The 15,561-nt window shown below is 61.2% G+C and carries 13 protein-coding genes and 1 pseudogene; 8 read left to right on the top strand and 6 right to left on the bottom strand.

What is annotated here, in order from left to right; translation table 11 throughout:
* The first annotated feature begins 203 nt into the window (after positions 1–203).
* Complete coding sequence (locus ACIOYV_RS29205; RefSeq protein WP_166656054.1) at positions 204–374, top strand: hypothetical protein; 171 nt, start codon at positions 204–206, stop codon at positions 372–374.
* 8 nt (positions 375–382) lie between these two features.
* On the opposite strand, the gene ACIOYV_RS29210 is transcribed toward ACIOYV_RS29205, so the two are convergent.
* Positions 383–1,579 (bottom strand): multidrug effflux MFS transporter, encoded by a 1,197-nt coding sequence (locus ACIOYV_RS29210; RefSeq protein ID WP_054043978.1) that lies wholly within the window; start codon positions 1,577–1,579, stop codon positions 383–385.
* Between the two features lie 300 nt (positions 1,580–1,879).
* Positions 1,880–2,077, bottom strand: a complete 198-nt coding sequence (locus ACIOYV_RS29215; protein ID WP_401329391.1) for a heavy-metal-associated domain-containing protein — start codon at positions 2,075–2,077, stop codon at positions 1,880–1,882.
* Positions 2,078–2,236: 159 nt separating this feature from the next.
* Between ACIOYV_RS29215 and ACIOYV_RS29220 the strand changes: the two genes are divergently transcribed.
* The 3 genes from ACIOYV_RS29220 (at position 2,237) to cueR (ending at position 5,601) form a co-directional block, all read left to right on the top strand.
* Positions 2,237–2,620, top strand: a complete 384-nt coding sequence (locus tag ACIOYV_RS29220) for a hypothetical protein (protein ID WP_054043980.1) — start codon at positions 2,237–2,239, stop codon at positions 2,618–2,620.
* A gap of 180 nt (positions 2,621–2,800) precedes the next feature.
* Positions 2,801–5,191: a heavy metal translocating P-type ATPase gene (locus ACIOYV_RS29225; RefSeq protein ID WP_401329394.1), complete on the top strand. Its 2,391-nt coding sequence runs from the start codon at positions 2,801–2,803 to the stop codon at positions 5,189–5,191.
* Complete coding sequence (gene cueR, locus ACIOYV_RS29230) at positions 5,188–5,601, top strand: Cu(I)-responsive transcriptional regulator (RefSeq protein WP_401329397.1); 414 nt, start codon at positions 5,188–5,190, stop codon at positions 5,599–5,601. Before ACIOYV_RS29225 ends, cueR begins: the two co-directional genes overlap by 4 nt.
* On the opposite strand, the gene ACIOYV_RS29235 is transcribed toward cueR, so the two are convergent.
* Together ACIOYV_RS29235 and ACIOYV_RS29240 are read right to left on the bottom strand one after the other, a co-directional pair.
* Positions 5,555–6,769, bottom strand: a complete 1,215-nt coding sequence (locus tag ACIOYV_RS29235; RefSeq protein WP_401329400.1) for an MFS transporter — start codon at positions 6,767–6,769, stop codon at positions 5,555–5,557. The two genes, cueR and ACIOYV_RS29235, sit on opposite strands and share 47 nt — an antisense overlap.
* Before the next feature lie 185 nt (positions 6,770–6,954).
* A complete protein-coding gene (locus ACIOYV_RS29240; RefSeq protein WP_201189303.1) occupies positions 6,955–7,848 on the bottom strand; it encodes a PA4780 family RIO1-like protein kinase in 894 nt (297 codons plus the stop codon).
* Between the two features lie 446 nt (positions 7,849–8,294).
* Here ACIOYV_RS29240 and ACIOYV_RS29245 point away from each other — a divergent pair.
* A pseudogene (locus tag ACIOYV_RS29245) lies at positions 8,295–9,383 on the top strand (cache domain-containing protein); the annotation flags it as partial.
* A gap of 129 nt (positions 9,384–9,512) precedes the next feature.
* Positions 9,513–10,241 (top strand): methyl-accepting chemotaxis protein, encoded by a 729-nt coding sequence (locus ACIOYV_RS29250; protein ID WP_401329489.1) that lies wholly within the window; start codon positions 9,513–9,515, stop codon positions 10,239–10,241.
* Between the two features lie 219 nt (positions 10,242–10,460).
* On the opposite strand, the gene ACIOYV_RS29255 is transcribed toward ACIOYV_RS29250, so the two are convergent.
* On the bottom strand, positions 10,461–11,252 hold the full coding sequence (locus ACIOYV_RS29255; RefSeq protein WP_163908176.1) for a helix-turn-helix transcriptional regulator: 792 nt from the start codon (positions 11,250–11,252) through the stop codon (positions 10,461–10,463).
* A 181-nt stretch (positions 11,253–11,433) separates the two neighbouring features.
* Positions 11,434–12,711 (bottom strand): acetyl-CoA C-acetyltransferase, encoded by a 1,278-nt coding sequence (locus ACIOYV_RS29260; protein WP_401329404.1) that lies wholly within the window; start codon positions 12,709–12,711, stop codon positions 11,434–11,436.
* A 252-nt stretch (positions 12,712–12,963) separates the two neighbouring features.
* Here ACIOYV_RS29260 and ACIOYV_RS29265 point away from each other — a divergent pair, with 252 nt between their 5' ends.
* On the top strand, positions 12,964–14,316 hold the full coding sequence (locus ACIOYV_RS29265) for a 3-oxoacyl-ACP reductase (RefSeq protein ID WP_401329407.1): 1,353 nt from the start codon (positions 12,964–12,966) through the stop codon (positions 14,314–14,316).
* Positions 14,317–14,318: 2 nt separating this feature from the next.
* Positions 14,319–15,173: a MaoC family dehydratase gene (locus tag ACIOYV_RS29270; RefSeq protein ID WP_401329410.1), complete on the top strand. Its 855-nt coding sequence runs from the start codon at positions 14,319–14,321 to the stop codon at positions 15,171–15,173.
* The last annotated feature ends 388 nt before the right edge of the window (positions 15,174–15,561 follow it).

A 15,561-nucleotide genomic window follows, 5' to 3' on the forward strand; every position in this document is an offset into this window, starting at 1 on the left:
CGGGGGTGGGGGGGGGGGGGCGGCGCCCCCCCCCCCCCCCCCCCCCCCCCCCCCCCCCCCCCCCCCCCCCCCCCCCCCCGCTCCTACAAAAAGCCGTATGGCGAACCGTCAGTCTGAGAGTTGACCGTTGTCACAATTGCGATCGTATTCGGGTCTACAATCGAGACCTCTGCGACACAGTCTTTTACTTAAGGAGGTCAGCAATGAAGATCCTGATAAAAGAAGTGGCAACATCCCAGTGGCAAGTTCGTCTCGATCAACACGCCGTCACGTTCCGCAGCGAAGCTGAAGCGCGCGCCTTCACCCGAACCCTTGAAGCGCGGCTCCACGCCCCTCACCAAATCCCCGACCGCCAGCAGCGTGCCGCTGGCTAACTCCGGTATCAGACCGCGGCTTGGGCCAGTGCCCGGGCATTTTGTAAACGTCGGGTGAGCATCGCGGCGCTCACCACCAGAATTCCGCACAGGCTGATGACCATGGCCATCGGCATGGCGCTGCCGTCGTGCAAAACTCCCACCAGCGCCGATGCCCCGGCGGCGATGCTGAATTGCAGGCACCCGAGTAACGCCGACGCACTGCCGGCGCGGGCGCCCTGCCCGTTCATGGCGCAAGCCGAGGCGTTAGGCAGGATGCAACCGAGGCTGGCGATACACACAAACAATGGAATCAGCAGCGGCCATAGTTGTTCGGTGTGCAGCGCGCTGACGGCAAGCAATGTCAGGCCCGCGCCCAGATAAATCCACACCGTGCGCACCAGCAGGAACGCCGGGCCGCGCTTGGCCAGCAATCGCGCATTGACCTGCGCCACCAGAATGAATCCCGCCGCGTTGGTGCCGAACAGCCAGCCAAAATGCTCGGCCGGCACGCCGTAAAGCTTGATGAAGACAAACGGCGAACCGGAGATGTAGGCAAACATGCCGGCGACGGCGAGACCGCCGGTCAAGGCGTGGCCGAGGTAGACCGGATCGGCCAGCAACCGACCATACTGACGCAACGCGCCCTTCAACGGTTGGCGCGGCACGTAGTCCGGCAGGCTTTCCGGCAACCCGAGGGCCACGGCCAATGCAGCCAGGGCGCTGAACCCGGTCAGCACCAGGAAGATCGACTGCCAGCCGGTGGTGTTGACCAACAACCCGCCGAGCATCGGTGCCAAGATCGGCGCCAGGCCCATCACCAACATCAGTTGCGAAAAGACTTTTGCCGAGCCCACCGCATCGCATTTATCGCTGACCACCGCCCGTGAAATCACCATCCCCGCGCAACCGCCCAGCGCCTGGATGAATCGCGCGCCCATCAGCCATTCCAGGTTCGGTGCAAACGCGCAGGCCAGGGACGCTACCGTGAACAAACCGACGCCAGTGAGCAGCGGAATACGCCGCCCGAACCGATCCGCCACCGGCCCGTAGAGCAGCTGACCAATGGACAAACCGAGGAAATACGCGGCCAGCGTCATCTGCACGTGTTTTTCGTCGGTGCCAAAGGACTGCGCGATCGCCGGGAACGCCGGCAAGTAGAAATCGATCGCCAGCGGACCGAAAGCGGTCAGGGCGCCAAGAATCAAAATGGTACGGAAGTTCATCGGGCATCCAGTTGGGCGTGGGTCGGCAGCTCGACAGTCTAGCCGGGCGGGGACGCCTTGAACATTCCGATAGGTCGCTAACTATTAAAAACTCTCAGGTAACTGATGCCTGTCAGATAAAACACAAAACCCTGTGGGAGCGAGCTTGTGTGGCGAGGGGGCTTGCCCCCGTTGGGCCGCGAAGCGGCCCCAAAGTCTTTCAGCTTGAACGAGCTGTCTGGATTGACGACTGCTTCGCAGCCGAACGGGGGCAAGCCCCCTCGCCACACAAGCCCGCTCCCACAAGGATTGTGATTGGCTTCAGACAACCTTGGCGTCATAGCCTTCTTCAGTGATCGCGGCGATCACCTGCTCGGTGGTTAACGCGCTTTCAACCCCGACCTCCTTTGCCGCCAGATCAACCCGCACACTGGCCGCCGGATCCTTCGCTTGCAGGGCTTGGGTGATGGCCTTGACGCAGTGACCGCAGGACATGCCTTGAACGTTGAACACTTGCATGGAGTGACTCCTTGAGTGAGGCTTTTTGGTAACACTGGAGGCAGTCTCGAGCTTGCCACCATGGCAAGGTCAAGTTCTGGAATAAACTGCCGGGCTGGCAATCGCCGTCGCGCTCGGCCAAGCTGCATCATCAATGACTCGACCTCAGGAGATTCAGCCATGCGCTGGTCAGCTCTCAGCCTGTTTGGCTTCCTCAGCCTTTTCGCCGCCCTGCCCTCGGCCAATGCCGCCGGGGAAGATTACGGCGTCCTGATCATTTCCCGTGAGCGCCTGGAAGTCGCGACCTCCTGCGAGATCGGCGTTTACATTCAGGACCAGTTGTCGGCGCGACTGTTCCAGGAACAGAGCACCTCGTTCAACCTGCCCCCGGGCAATGTGTCCCTGCGCCTGAAACTGCTGCCGGGCCAGGCACCGGGTTGCAATGCGGGCATGCTGGCGCCGGGCTCACAGAACATCACGCTCAAGGCTGGCGACGTGTTGAAGTTCCGGATTGCGATGACGCAGGAAGGGATGTACCTCAAGCCTGCTGCCCTCGAATATTAATCACCACCTACCTTGTAGGAGCGAGGCTTGCCCGCGAAGAGGCCGTAACATTCAACATCAATGCTGACTGTTATGGCCTCTTCGCGGGCAAGCCTCGCTCCTACAGTTTTAGATTGGCGCTTGACCTTGCCCGCATGGCAAGGTTGATCCTGTAGGCACTTTCTACAGGGAGCGTGACCGATGTCCGAATCCACCACTTTCGATCTGCCGATTGCCGGCATGACCTGCGCCAGTTGCGCCGGGCGTGTCGAGCGTGCCTTGAGCAAAGTCATCGGCGCCACCGCTGTCAGCGTCAACCTGGCCACGGAACAGGCGCGCATCCAGGCACCCAGCGACAGTCTGCCGGCCTTGATGGACGCGGTGCAGCAGGCCGGTTACAGCGTGCCGCAGCAAAGTCTGGAATTGAGCATCGACGGCATGACTTGCGCGTCCTGCGTCGGTCGAGTCGAACGGGCCTTGAATAAAGTGCCAGGGGTGAAAAGCGTCAGCGTCAACCTGGCCAACGAACGCGCTCACCTCGAACTGCTCGGCCAGGTCGATCCGCAAACCCTGATCGCCGCCGTGACCAAGGCTGGCTACAACGCTAGCGTCTGGGAAGTCGAACACCCTACCGATAATCAACAAACCCGCCTGCAACGTGAGCGCTGGATCTTGCTCGCAGCCATCGCCCTGGCCTTGCCGCTGGTGTTGCCGATGCTGCTGCAACCGTTTGGCGTGCACTGGATGTTACCGGCCTGGGCGCAGTTCGCCTTGGCCACGCCGGTGCAATTCATCTTCGGTGCGCGTTTCTACGTGGCGGCCTGGAAAGCCGTGCGCGCCGGTGCCGGCAATATGGATTTGCTGGTCGCCCTGGGCACCAGCGCCGGGTATGGCTTGAGCCTTTATGAATGGGCCACCGCTGCCGGACGCATGCCGCATCTGTATTTCGAAGCGTCGGCGGTGGTGATTGCGTTGGTCTTGCTGGGTAAATACCTGGAAAGCCGCGCCAAACGCCAGACCGCCAGCGCCATTCGCGCACTGGAAGCGCTGCGACCAGAACGGGCGATTCAAGTGATCGATGGCCGTGAACAGGACGTCGCCATCAGTGCCTTGCGCCTGAATGACTTGGTCATGGTCAAACCCGGCGAACGTTTCCCGGTGGATGGCGAAGTGGTGGAAGGCCAAAGCCATGCCGACGAAGCGCTCATCAGCGGCGAAAGCCTGCCGGTGCCGAAACAACCCGGCGACAAGGTCACCGGCGGCGCGATCAATGGCGAAGGACGCTTGCTGGTGCGCACCTTGGCGCTCGGCGCGGAAACCGTATTGGCGCGAATCATTCGTCTGGTCGAAGACGCCCAGGCGGCGAAAGCGCCGATCCAGAAACTGGTGGATAAAGTCAGCCAGGTGTTTGTGCCAACGGTGTTGGTCCTGGCCTTGGCGACGTTAATTGGCTGGTGGCTGTATGGCGCGCCGATTGAAACCGCGTTGATCAACGCCGTCGCGGTGCTGGTCATCGCCTGCCCTTGCGCCTTGGGCCTGGCCACGCCGACCGCGATCATGGCCGGCACTGGCGTCGCTGCGCGTTACGGGATTCTGATCAAGGACGCCGAAGCGTTGGAGCGCGCCCATGAAGTCAGCGCGGTAGTGTTCGACAAGACCGGCACCCTGACGTCTGGTACACCGCGCATCGCGCATTTAAGTGCGGTTGATGGTGATGATGCGCCACTGTTGCAAATGGCCGGCGCGCTGCAACGGGGCAGCGAACACCCGTTGGCCAAGGCGGTGCTGGATGCTTGTGCTGAACGCGGAGTGGTCGTGGCCGATGTCACCGACAGCCAGTCGCTGACCGGGCGCGGCATTGCTGGCACGCTCGGCGGTCGTCGGTTGGCGCTGGGTAATCGTCGTCTGCTGGAAGAAAGCGATTTGAGTGCCGGGTCATTGGCCGATTCCGCTAAAGATTGGGAAACCGAAGGTCGAACCCTGTCCTGGCTGATCGAGCAAAGCCCCGAACCGCGCGTGCTCGGCCTGTTTGCGTTCGGCGACACCCTCAAGCCCGGCGCGCTGCAAGCGGTGCAACAACTCAACGCGCGGAACATCAGCAGCCACCTGCTGACCGGCGACAATCGGGGCAGCGCCAAGGTCGTCGCCGAAGCGTTGGGGATCAAAGATGTGCACGCCGAAGTCCTCCCGGCAGACAAAGCCGCCACCGTCGCCGAACTGAAGAAAACCGGCGTGGTGGCGATGGTCGGCGACGGTATCAACGACGCCCCGGCACTGGCCGCCGCAGACATTGGCATCGCCATGGGCGGCGGCACCGATGTAGCGATGCACGCCGCCGGGATCACCCTGATGCGCGGCGATCCGCGACTGGTGCCGGCGGCGCTGGAGATCAGCCGCAAGACCTACGCGAAGATTCGCCAGAACCTGTTCTGGGCCTTCGTCTATAACCTGATCGGCATTCCGCTGGCGGCGTTCGGCTTCCTCAACCCGGTGCTGGCCGGCGCGGCCATGGCACTGTCGAGCGTCAGCGTGGTGAGCAATGCGCTACTGTTGAAAACCTGGAAACCCAAGGATCTGGAGGACAATCGATGAACATCGGCCAAGCGGCTCGCCACAGCGGCCTGAGCGCGAAGATGATCCGTTATTACGAGTCCATCGGCTTGCTCAAGGCTGCCCACCGCACCGACAGCGGGTATCGGGTCTACGGCGATGACGACCTGCACACGCTGGCCTTTATCAAGCGCTCGCGGGATTTGGGCTTTTCACTGGAAGAGGTCGGCAAATTGCTGACCCTCTGGCAAGACCGCCAGCGGGCCAGCGCCGATGTGAAAGCCTTGGCCCGTCAGCACATCGACGAGCTGAACCAGAAAATCCGCGAGCTCGGCCAGTTGCGCGACACCTTGCAGGACCTGGTCGAGCACTGCCACGGCGACCACCGCCCGGACTGCCCAATCCTCAAGGAGCTGGCGTCGGGCTGCTGCGCCGAATCTGTCCGCGCCTGACGGACAAACCCTTCATCACCAGCAACGTGGTGAGGGGAATACCGTGGAACAGCATCACCACCGCGCCGGGGGTCCACCAGGCGTAGAACGGTGCGGCGATCAGCATGCCGATGCCGAACCCGGTCATTTGCAGCAGGGTCAGGAAGCTGAAAATCGGCAGGCGCAAGTGATCCGGTTCCCGTTGCAGACGTGACATCAGGCCGACTTCGGAAAACCCGTCGCCCAGTCCCGCCGGCAACGAGAACAGCAGCAAACCGTACAGCGTGTGTTGCTGGAACATCAGGATGAAGCCGCAGGACATCAGCAGCACGCCGTAGAAAAAACGCCGCTCCAGGTTGATGTTGTCCGAGCCTTTGAGGCGGCTGGCGATCCGCGCGCCGATGAGTTTGCCGCTGGCCCAGACTGCCAGCATCAAGCCCAATGTAGTGCTGGCGGATTCCGGCGTCAGCAGTCGCGAGATGATCGGGTACCCGACGTTGTGCGCAGCGCTACCCAAGGTGTCCGCCATGGCCACCGCGAGCATCGCCGCCAGCACTGGAGCCGAGCGTAAACCTTGCAGCAGCGCTGACCACTGCCCTCGTTCAGAAGTTGATTCAGCACTCGGGGCGGCTGTGCGGAAATGCAACGGCACCAGCAACAACGCCGCCAGCAGGTACGTGACCACATTCAGCGCGAACACTGCCTCAAAGCCAAACGCCGCGACGACCAACCCCGCTACCAGACTGCCAGCAACCATCGCAATCGATGCCGCCGAGGTGATCCAGGCGTTGGTCTTGAGCAGGTGTTCACGGTCGATCAGGTTCGGCAACTGGCTATTGAGGCCAATGGCGAACATTGAATTGCCGAAGCCCAGGCCGAAGGCAATCACCGGCAGCAGCAAAGCTTGCTGGGTCACCGGCAGAATCAGCAACAGGCCGAGCACCCCGGCGCGCAGCAAGTCGAAGGCAATCAACGGCAGACGCCCGGACCAGCGGCGATAGAACGTGGTGCCGATCAAACTGGCAAAAATCCCCCCGGACACGCGGCTGGCGAGGAAAATCGCGACGCTCATGGCGCTGTTGCTCAGCACGTAGACGTAAGTGGCCAGGGCGACCATGTTGAGAAACGCGCCGAAGTCCGAGATCAGACGGGCGGTGATAATCAGGTGGGCATTGCGGGTGGAGTTCACATTCAATCCTTGAGTGTGGGGATGTCCTCTGTAGGAGCTGTCGAGTGAAACGAGGCTGCGATCTTTTGACTTTGATTTTTAAAAACAAGATCAAAAGATCGCAGCCTCGTTTCACTCGGCAGCTCCTACAGGGGGTCAGCGTTTCGACAAAAAAACCCGGCCGAAGCCGGGCTTTTTTTAACCGATCACTGCATCCACGGTGGAGGCGGTTCTTCGGTTTTACCCGGTGGCGCATCATCTGCCGCGCGCACCGCTTGCTTGCGCTCTTCGTCCAGGCGTGCCGCCTCGATTTCGCGGATGACGCCGCCAACATCAGCCAGCTCTTCCGGCTCATCGAACTCGCCGGTCAACACGCTGGCCGGGTGCAAGGTGCCGGCTTCGTACAGGGCCCACATTTCCTTGGCGTACTTGGTCTTTTTCAACTCCGGCGCAAACCGCCCGAAGTAGGACGCCATGTTGCCCACGTCCCGCTCCAGCATGTTGAACGCGTGGTTGTTACCCGCCGCGTCCACTGCCTGGGGCAGATCGATGATGACCGGGCCGGTCGGGGTCAACAGTACGTTGAACTCAGACAGGTCACCGTGCACCAGACCGGTACACAACATCAGCACGATCTGGGAAATCAGGAACGCGTGATATTCACGGGCCTGGTCCGGTTCCAGCACCACGTCGTTCAGACGCGGTGCGGCATCGCCGTATTCATCGGCGACCAGCTCCATCAGCAGTACGCCTTCGAGGAAGTCATACGGCTTGGGCACCCGCACACCGGCGCCGGCCAGACGAAACAGGGCCGCCACTTCGGCGTTCTGCCAGGCGTCCTCGGTTTCTTTCTTGCCGAACTTGGAACCCTTGGCCATCGCCCGAGCCTGACGGCTGTTGCGCACCTTGCGGCCTTCCTGATACTCGGCCGCCTGCCGGAAACTGCGTTTATTCGCCTCCTTGTAGACCTTCGCGCAACGTAGCTCGTTACCGCAGCGCACCACATAAACAGCTGCTTCTTTACCACTCATGAGTGGGCGCAGCACCTCGTCGACCAGACCGTCCTCGATCAGGGGTTCAATGCGTTTTGGAGTCTTCATCAGCTTTTATTGTGGGTCCTTTATTACCAAACACGCGAAAGTCATTCGTTATACGGCAATCCTCGCAGCTCGGGGAGGGGTTACCGACCTATGAACATTGCCAATGCACACAATGTGCCGAATTTAAGCAGCAAATTTTGCGCCGTTCATCGACCGGTGGAGATCATAGCTGAGCCGCCGACACTTGTTGGCGAAGGGATGACAGGGCATTTACGACAGAAGCTGACATCCGTATTCCTTCTATTTGTAGGTTTTTTCTCAACGGTCCTCAATTTCCCGTTTTTTCAGCCGAAGTCCTTAGAGAGAAAAGGATTTGTCCGACAATCGTCCCGACTAAAACGACGATGCCGCCCTCAAGGAGCCGAGTCGATCTATACCGTTTTCGGCTGCCAATAATCCGCGAGTCATCTGCACTGCGTGGGCCTACAAGAAAATCTGGAGCGCGGATGAACATCAAACAGAAATTGACGTGGGCGTTTGCAATCATCGCCTGCTTGCCGGTGGTGCTGGTCGCCACCCTGGTCGTGTTGAACTTGCGCAGCGATGCCAAGGACAATTTCGTCGACGGCAGTGGTCGCGAGATCCGCCAGGTCGCGAATGCCATGCAGTTGTTTTTCGACGGCATCAGCCAGAACGTCGATTACCTGGCGTCCCAGCCGCTGATCAAGAACACCGACGACAGCCTCAAGACCTACATGGCCGCCAACGCCGAGAGCATTCCTCAGGGCGAGATGGACAAAAAGGTCTTCACGCTCCTCCAGGACCTGGGCAACACCCATCCGTCCTACGCCTACGCGATCGTCGGCACCGCGGCCGGCGGTTATGTGTCCTGGCCGGACGACGCGAAACTGAACAACTACGACCCACGCCAGCGTCCCTGGTACAAAGCGGCGCAGGCCAAACCCGGCAAGCCGTTTCGCACCGAGGCGTATTACTGGGCTCAGGACGACGCGTCCTACGTCAGCACCGTGCGCACCATCGATAACAAGTTGGGCACCAACGGCGGCGTGGTCAGTATCGACGTGACGCTCAAGCAGCTCACCGAAATCGTCAAACAGATCAAACTCGGCGAAACCGGCTACCTGATGCTGCTGGAAAACAGCGGCACCGTGCTGGTCGATCCGAAACAACCGGAACACAACTTCAAGGCACTGGGCAGCCTCGGCGAGGGTTACGCGCAACTGGCCAAGGCCGGCAAAGGCCTGGTGGAAGTCGAGCTGAACGGCGAGCGCTACATGGCCAACGTCTGGCCGTCGGAGCAACTGGGCTGGACCTTTATCGGTCTGATCAAGCAAACCGACGTGATGAGCTCGGCGACCCAACTGACCTGGCTGATCGCGGGCATTGCCGCAGTACTGGCGGTGTTCTTCGCCATCCTCGGCGCCAGTTTCGCCCGCGTCATCGTGCGGCCGATCAGCAGTGTGGCCAGCGGTCTGGAAGGTATCGCACAGGGTGAAGGCGACCTGACCAAGAACCTGGAAATCCGTGGCAGCGACGAAACTGCGCAACTGGCCAGTTGGTTCAACCAGTTCCTGGCGGCGATCCGCAACCTGATCCAGAGCATCGGCGGCGCCGCGAACAAAATCCTCGCGACCTCGCAGAGCTCGACCCGTGTTTCCAGCGACATGGCCGAAGCCGCCGGGCGTCAGCGTGAAGCGGTGGACATGGTGTCCACGGCGTTTCACGAAATGGTCGCCACCGCCAACGAAGTCGCGCGCTCGTGCAGCCAGGCCGCCGAGTCGGCCGACAGTGGCCAGCGCCAGGCCCGCGAAGGTCAGCAGCAGATCGATGCCGCGGTGACCAGCGTTGATCGCTTGAGCCAGGAAATTGAATCGTCGGCCCAGTCGATGCAACAACTGGAACGCGACAGCAATGACATTCAGTCGATTCTGGGGACCATTCGCTCGATTGCCGAACAGACCAACCTGCTGGCACTGAACGCCGCGATTGAAGCGGCGCGAGCCGGTGAACAAGGTCGCGGGTTTGCGGTGGTGGCGGATGAAGTCCGCGCCCTGGCCAAACGCACGGCCGATTCCACGGCGGAAATCGACGGTTTGCTCGGCAACCTCGCCAAGCGCACCAGCCAGGTGACCCAGCAGATGCATGCGAGCCTGGAAGTGTCGCAGCAATCCGTGACCCGGATTGGCGAAGCGCGCAGCAGCTTCGGGCAGATTCGTGAGTCGGTGGATGTGATTCGCGACATGAACACGCAGATTGCGACGGCGGCGGAAGAACAGCATCAGGTGGCTGAGGACATCAATCGGCACATCAGCCAGATCCATGGTGATGCGCAGTTGGTAGCGGAACTGGCGAACTCGGCGCGACTGGATTCCCAGAGTTTGGCCGGTTTGTCGAATGAGCTGGATGGGTTGGTTCGGCGGTTTAGAACCTGAGTTTAGCTTGATCGTTCCCACGCTCTGCGTGGGAATGCCTCAACGGACGCTCCGCGTTCGGCTTTGGATGGGACGCGGAGCGCCCCGGGCTGCATTCCCACGCGGAGCGTGGGAACGATCAATCCCGGTGGCCGCTTCGCGGCCAATCGCGGGCAAGCCTCGCTCCTACAGGGGATCGGCGTCTAACTGTAGGAGCGAGGCTTGCCCGCGAAGACGGTGTTACTGCCGAAACAACTCCCCCGGGGTAAACCCGAACAACCCCTTGAACGCCGCAATAAACGCTGACGTCGAGTCATACCCGCAAGCCAGCGCGGCATTCGTCACGCTGTCGCCCTCCTCCAGCAAACTCAGCGACGACAACAGCCGCGCGCGCTGACGCCAGCCGCGAAAGCTCAACCCCGTCTCGCGTTGAAACAACCGCATCAGGGTTTTCTCCGAAGTGCCCAATCTGGCAGCCCATTCCTGCAACGTCACGTTCTGCTCAGGATTTTCGATCAGCTCGTTGCACAACCCAAGCAAGCGTTCATGCCGGGGCAACGGTAGCGAGAATTCAACTTCGGGCAAACTCGCCAACTGATCCAGCAACACATTCACCAGCCGCGCTTCCTGGCTGTCGCCCTGTGGATATTCCACTGGCAGCAGGCAAAAACTCTTGATCAGCTCACGGGCCAGTGGCGTCACTTCCAGCACCCGACAGCGCGCGTCCGCCCATTGGCAATCCTCGCGACGCACATACAGGCTGCGCATCTCGGCGCGCATCGAGGTGACGACTTGGTGTTCCAGATCCGCCGGAATCCAGATGCCCCACTGCGGCGGCGCGAAGAAACTGCCTTCGGCGGTGTGCACACCGAGAACGCCGCTGATGGCGTAGGAAAACTGAACCCAGTCGTGGCGATGGGGCGGCGTCCAAGAGCCGGCGTTGAGGCTTTCGGCGCGAGCGAATAGTGGGCGCGGTAAAGCGGTCAGCGCTGGAATCGAGCGTTCGAGGGAGAGTTGTCCGTTGGACGTCATTGACGGGCCTTATGTCGCAGGGCGGCAGATAACGCCGACGGTAGATCAAGTCATCAAGTCTTACAAATATCCCTGTGGGAGCGAGCTTGCTCGCGATGACGGCGCGTCAGTCGACATCAACTTAGCTGACATACCGCTATCGCGAGCAAGCTCGCTCCCACAGGGGGAATTGTGGTCGACCTTAGCGTTCGATGATGGCCGTGACGCCTTGACCGCCAGCCGCGCAGATAGAGATCAACCCTCGCCCCTTGCCCGCCGCATCCAGCAACTTCGCCAGGTTGGCGACGATCCGTCCACCGGTCGCAGCAAACGGATGCCCCGCCGCCAACGAACTGCCCTTGACGTTGAGTCGGCTGCGATCAATGGAGCCCAGCGGCGCGTCGAGGCTGAGGCGGGTTTTGCAGTATTCGGGATCTTCCCAGGCCTTCAGCGTGCACAGCACTTGCGCGGCGAAGGCTTCGTGGATTTCGTAGTAGTCGAAGTCTTGCAAGGTCAGGCCGTTGCGGGCGAGCAAGCGCGGCACGGCATACACCGGCGCCATCAGCAGCCCTTCGGCGCCGTTGACGAAATCCACCGCCGCCGCTTCGCCATCGCGCAAATAGGCGAGGATCGGCAAGCCGCGCTCTTTTGCCCACTCTTCACTGCCCAGCAACACCAGCGAAGCACCATCGGTGAGCGGCGTGGAGTTGCCAGCGGTCATGGTGCCCTTGGCGCTTTTCTCGAAGGCTGGTTTGAGCGAAGCGAGTTTTTCCAGGGTCAGGTCCGGGCGCAGGTTGTTGTCGCGGGTCAGGCCGAGGAACGGCGTCATCAGGTCGTTATGCCAGCCTTCGGTGTAGGACGCCGCCAGTTTCTGATGGCTTTCGAGGGCCAGTTGGTCCTGCTCGGCGCGAGGGATGTTCCAGGTCTGGGCCATCAATTCGCAGTGTTGGCCCATGGACAGGCCGGTACGCGGTTCGCCGTTGCGCGGGAATTCGGGGATAAGGTGACCGGGGCGCAGTTGCAGGAAGGTTTTCAATTTGTCGCCGGTGGTCTTGGCGCGGTTGGCTTGCAGGAGGATTCTGCGCAGGCCTTCGTTGATGCCGATTGGCGCATCGGAAGTGGTGTCGACGCCACCGGCAATGCCGCACTCGATCTGGCCCAAGGCAATTTTATTCGCCACCAGCAACGCGGCTTCAAGACCGGTGCCGCAGGCTTGCTGGATGTCGTAGGCCGGTGTGGTCGGCGACAGCCGCGAGCCGAGCACGCATTCGCGGGTCAGGTTGAAATCCCGGGAATGCTTGAGCACCGCCCCCGCCGCCACTTCACCCATGCGCAGACCGTGCAGGTTGAAGCGTTCGATCAAGCCTTCAAGCGCTGCGGTGAGCATCGCCTGGTTACTGGCGGTGGCGTACGGCCCGTTGGAGCGGGCGAAAGGGATACGGTTACCGCCAATGATCGCGACGCGGCGCAGCTGGGTCATGAAAAGCTCCTAAAAATTCCGATTGAAACGCCGAACCCTGTGGGAGCGAGCTTGCTCGCGATAGCGGTCTTTCAGACACATAAAGGTTGGATGTGCCGCCGTCATCGCGAGCAAGCTCGCTCCCACAGGGGAATGCAATTGCCTTGAATGTCCTACTCTGCTGTGTTCAAGCGTAGGCCTAATCTCATGGATCGAACGACTGATCGCCATTCGTGGTCCACACTTTGAACCCCAGCTGCCGGAGAGCGTTCCATGTCAGACCGTTATATCGACTTCGCCAATTCGTCCATCGGCCATCGTCTGGTCGGGGCCTTGGGCCTGCCGTCGCCGGTGCGTCTGGAACGCTGGCAGGCCGGACGCCTGCGACCGGTCGAAGGGGCACTGCTGATTGGCGGCGGACCGCTGGCAGAAAATGTCAGCGTGTTCGCCAATCGCCTGACCGATGCAATTTACAGCTACGGCACCGAACCGTCCCTGGCCACCGCGTGGATTCCCGGGCATGGCCCGAAACTCAAGGCCGTGGTGTTTGACGCCAGTCACCTGGTGCAGACCGATCAGCTCAAACAGCTGCGCGAGTTCTTTCAGCCATTGATGAAAAACCTCGATAGCAGCGCGCACGTAGTGATCCTGGGACGGGCACCGGAAACTCTGAGCGATCCGATCGCCTCCAGTGTCCAGCGTGCCCTCGAAGGTTTCAGCCGTTCGCTGGCCAAAGAACTGCGCAGCGGCGGCACCCTGCAATTGATTTATGTTGGCGACGGGGCTGAGGATCAACTGGAAGGACCGCTGCGGTTTTTCCTCTCGCCCAAAAGCGCTTTCGTGTCCGGGCAAGTGATTCGCCTGGTCGCTTGCGATACGCCGGTGCAGGACTGGACGCGTCCGTTATCCGGGCGCAAAGCGCTGGTGACTGGCGCGGCACGCGGCATCGGCGCCTCCATCGCCGAAACCCTGGCGCGTGACGGCGCCGAGGTCATCCTGCTCGACGTGCCACAGGCCAAGGCTGATCTCGAAGCCCTCGCCGCACGCCTCGGCGGGCAGAGCATCACCCTGGATATCTGCGCCGAAGACGCCGCCGCGCAGTTGATCGAACACTTGCCCGATGGCATCGACATTGTGGTCCACAACGCCGGCATTACCCGGGACAAAACCCTGGCCAACATGACCCCGGAATTCTGGGACGCGGTGCTCGCAGTCAATCTCAACGCCCCGCAAGTGCTGACCAAAGCCCTGCTCGATGCCGGCAGCCTGCGCGATAACGGGCGGGTGATTCTGCTGGCCTCCATCAGCGGCATCGCCGGCAATCGCGGGCAAACCAACTACGCCGCGAGCAAGGCCGGGTTGATCGGTCTGGCCCAAGCCTGGGCACCGCTGCTGCATGAACGCGGCATCAGTATCAACGCGGTGGCGCCGGGGTTTATCGAAACCCAGATGACCGCGCACATTCCGTTCGGCCTGCGCGAAGCCGGGCGCCGCATGAGTTCCCTGGGTCAGGGCGGCTTGCCGCAAGACGTCGCCGAAGCGGTGGCGTGGCTGGCGCAACCGGGCACCGGCGCATTTACCGGGCAAGCGTTGCGGGTTTGTGGGCAAAGTGTCTTGGGGGCGTAGCGATGATTACTGACTGGCACACACTCAACCGCGAACCGAGCCTGCCCGGGTTGTACGCGCGGGCAGCCCTGCGTCGAAAAATCACCGGTACGACCCTGCCCGATACGGGTTTGCATTGCTGGCTCGACGTCGATCCGAAACGCCTGGCGGACTATCGCAAGGTCTGTGGTTTTGCCGATAACGGGTTGCTGCCGCCGACGTATCCACATGTCCTGGCGTTTGCCTTGCAGATGCAATTGCTGACGTCCAAAGAGTTTCCGTTCCCGTTGCTGGGGCTGATTCATTTGAGCAATCGCATTCGCGTGTTGCGGCCAATGGGCGGTGTGCATCGCGCGCGGGTCAGTGTGCAGGTGCAGAACCTGCAACCGCACGCCAAGGGCGCGACGTTCGATTTGATCACGACCCTGGATGATCAGTTAGGCACGCTGTGGGAAGCGCAAAGCCAGATGCTGTGTCGCGGGGTCAAACTCGATGGCGAGCCGATTGAAGAGGTTTTGACACCGACGCTGGCCCTGACGGAAGTGACACGCTGGAAAGCTCCGGCGGACATTGGCCGGCAATACGCCAAGGTGTCCGGGGATTACAACCCGATTCACCTGAGCGCGGCGAGCGCCAAGCTGTTCGGGTTTCCTACGGCGATTGCCCACGGGTTGTGGAACAAGGCGCGGACGCTGGCAGCGCTGGCGGATCATCTACCGACGGCGAACATCGAGATTTCGGTGCAGTTTCGCAAGCCAGTGCGTTTGCCCAGTGAGGTGACATTGCTGGCCAGTGCGGCGGCGTCCAGTGGCGATCTGCAATTGGTCGGTGCCGGGGAGCTGGAGCACATGGTGGGGCATTGGCAGCCTGTTGCCTGAGCTTGAAGGTCGTTCCCCTGTGGCGAGGGGGCTTGCCCCCGTTCGGCTGCGTAGCAGTCGCAAATCCTGCCGATGCGGTTTACCTGACAGAGTGCTCGGGGTCGCTTCGCAACCCAACGGGGGCAAGCCCCCTCACCACAGTTTCGGGTCTGGAACATGATTAATTGTGTATATATCTTAAGTGTCCTTGCCGGCCGCTCTCGCCTCGCTAAAAACCCGCTCCATTGATTTAAAAAGAATTTCCTTTAAGCCAACCACCCGACTTACACCCAAGGCATTAGTCCTTAGGCTGCATCCGCACGCCCCTGCATAAAGGGGTTAATACCAACTTGAGAATGGTGCGAAAGCGCCCGCCGGATTGTGATGCACACAACGGACGAAGGCATTG

It is taken from the genome of Pseudomonas sp. NPDC087342 (assembly GCF_044744265.1).
In the GTDB taxonomy this organism is placed as follows: Bacteria; Pseudomonadota; Gammaproteobacteria; order Pseudomonadales; family Pseudomonadaceae; genus Aquipseudomonas; species Aquipseudomonas nunensis.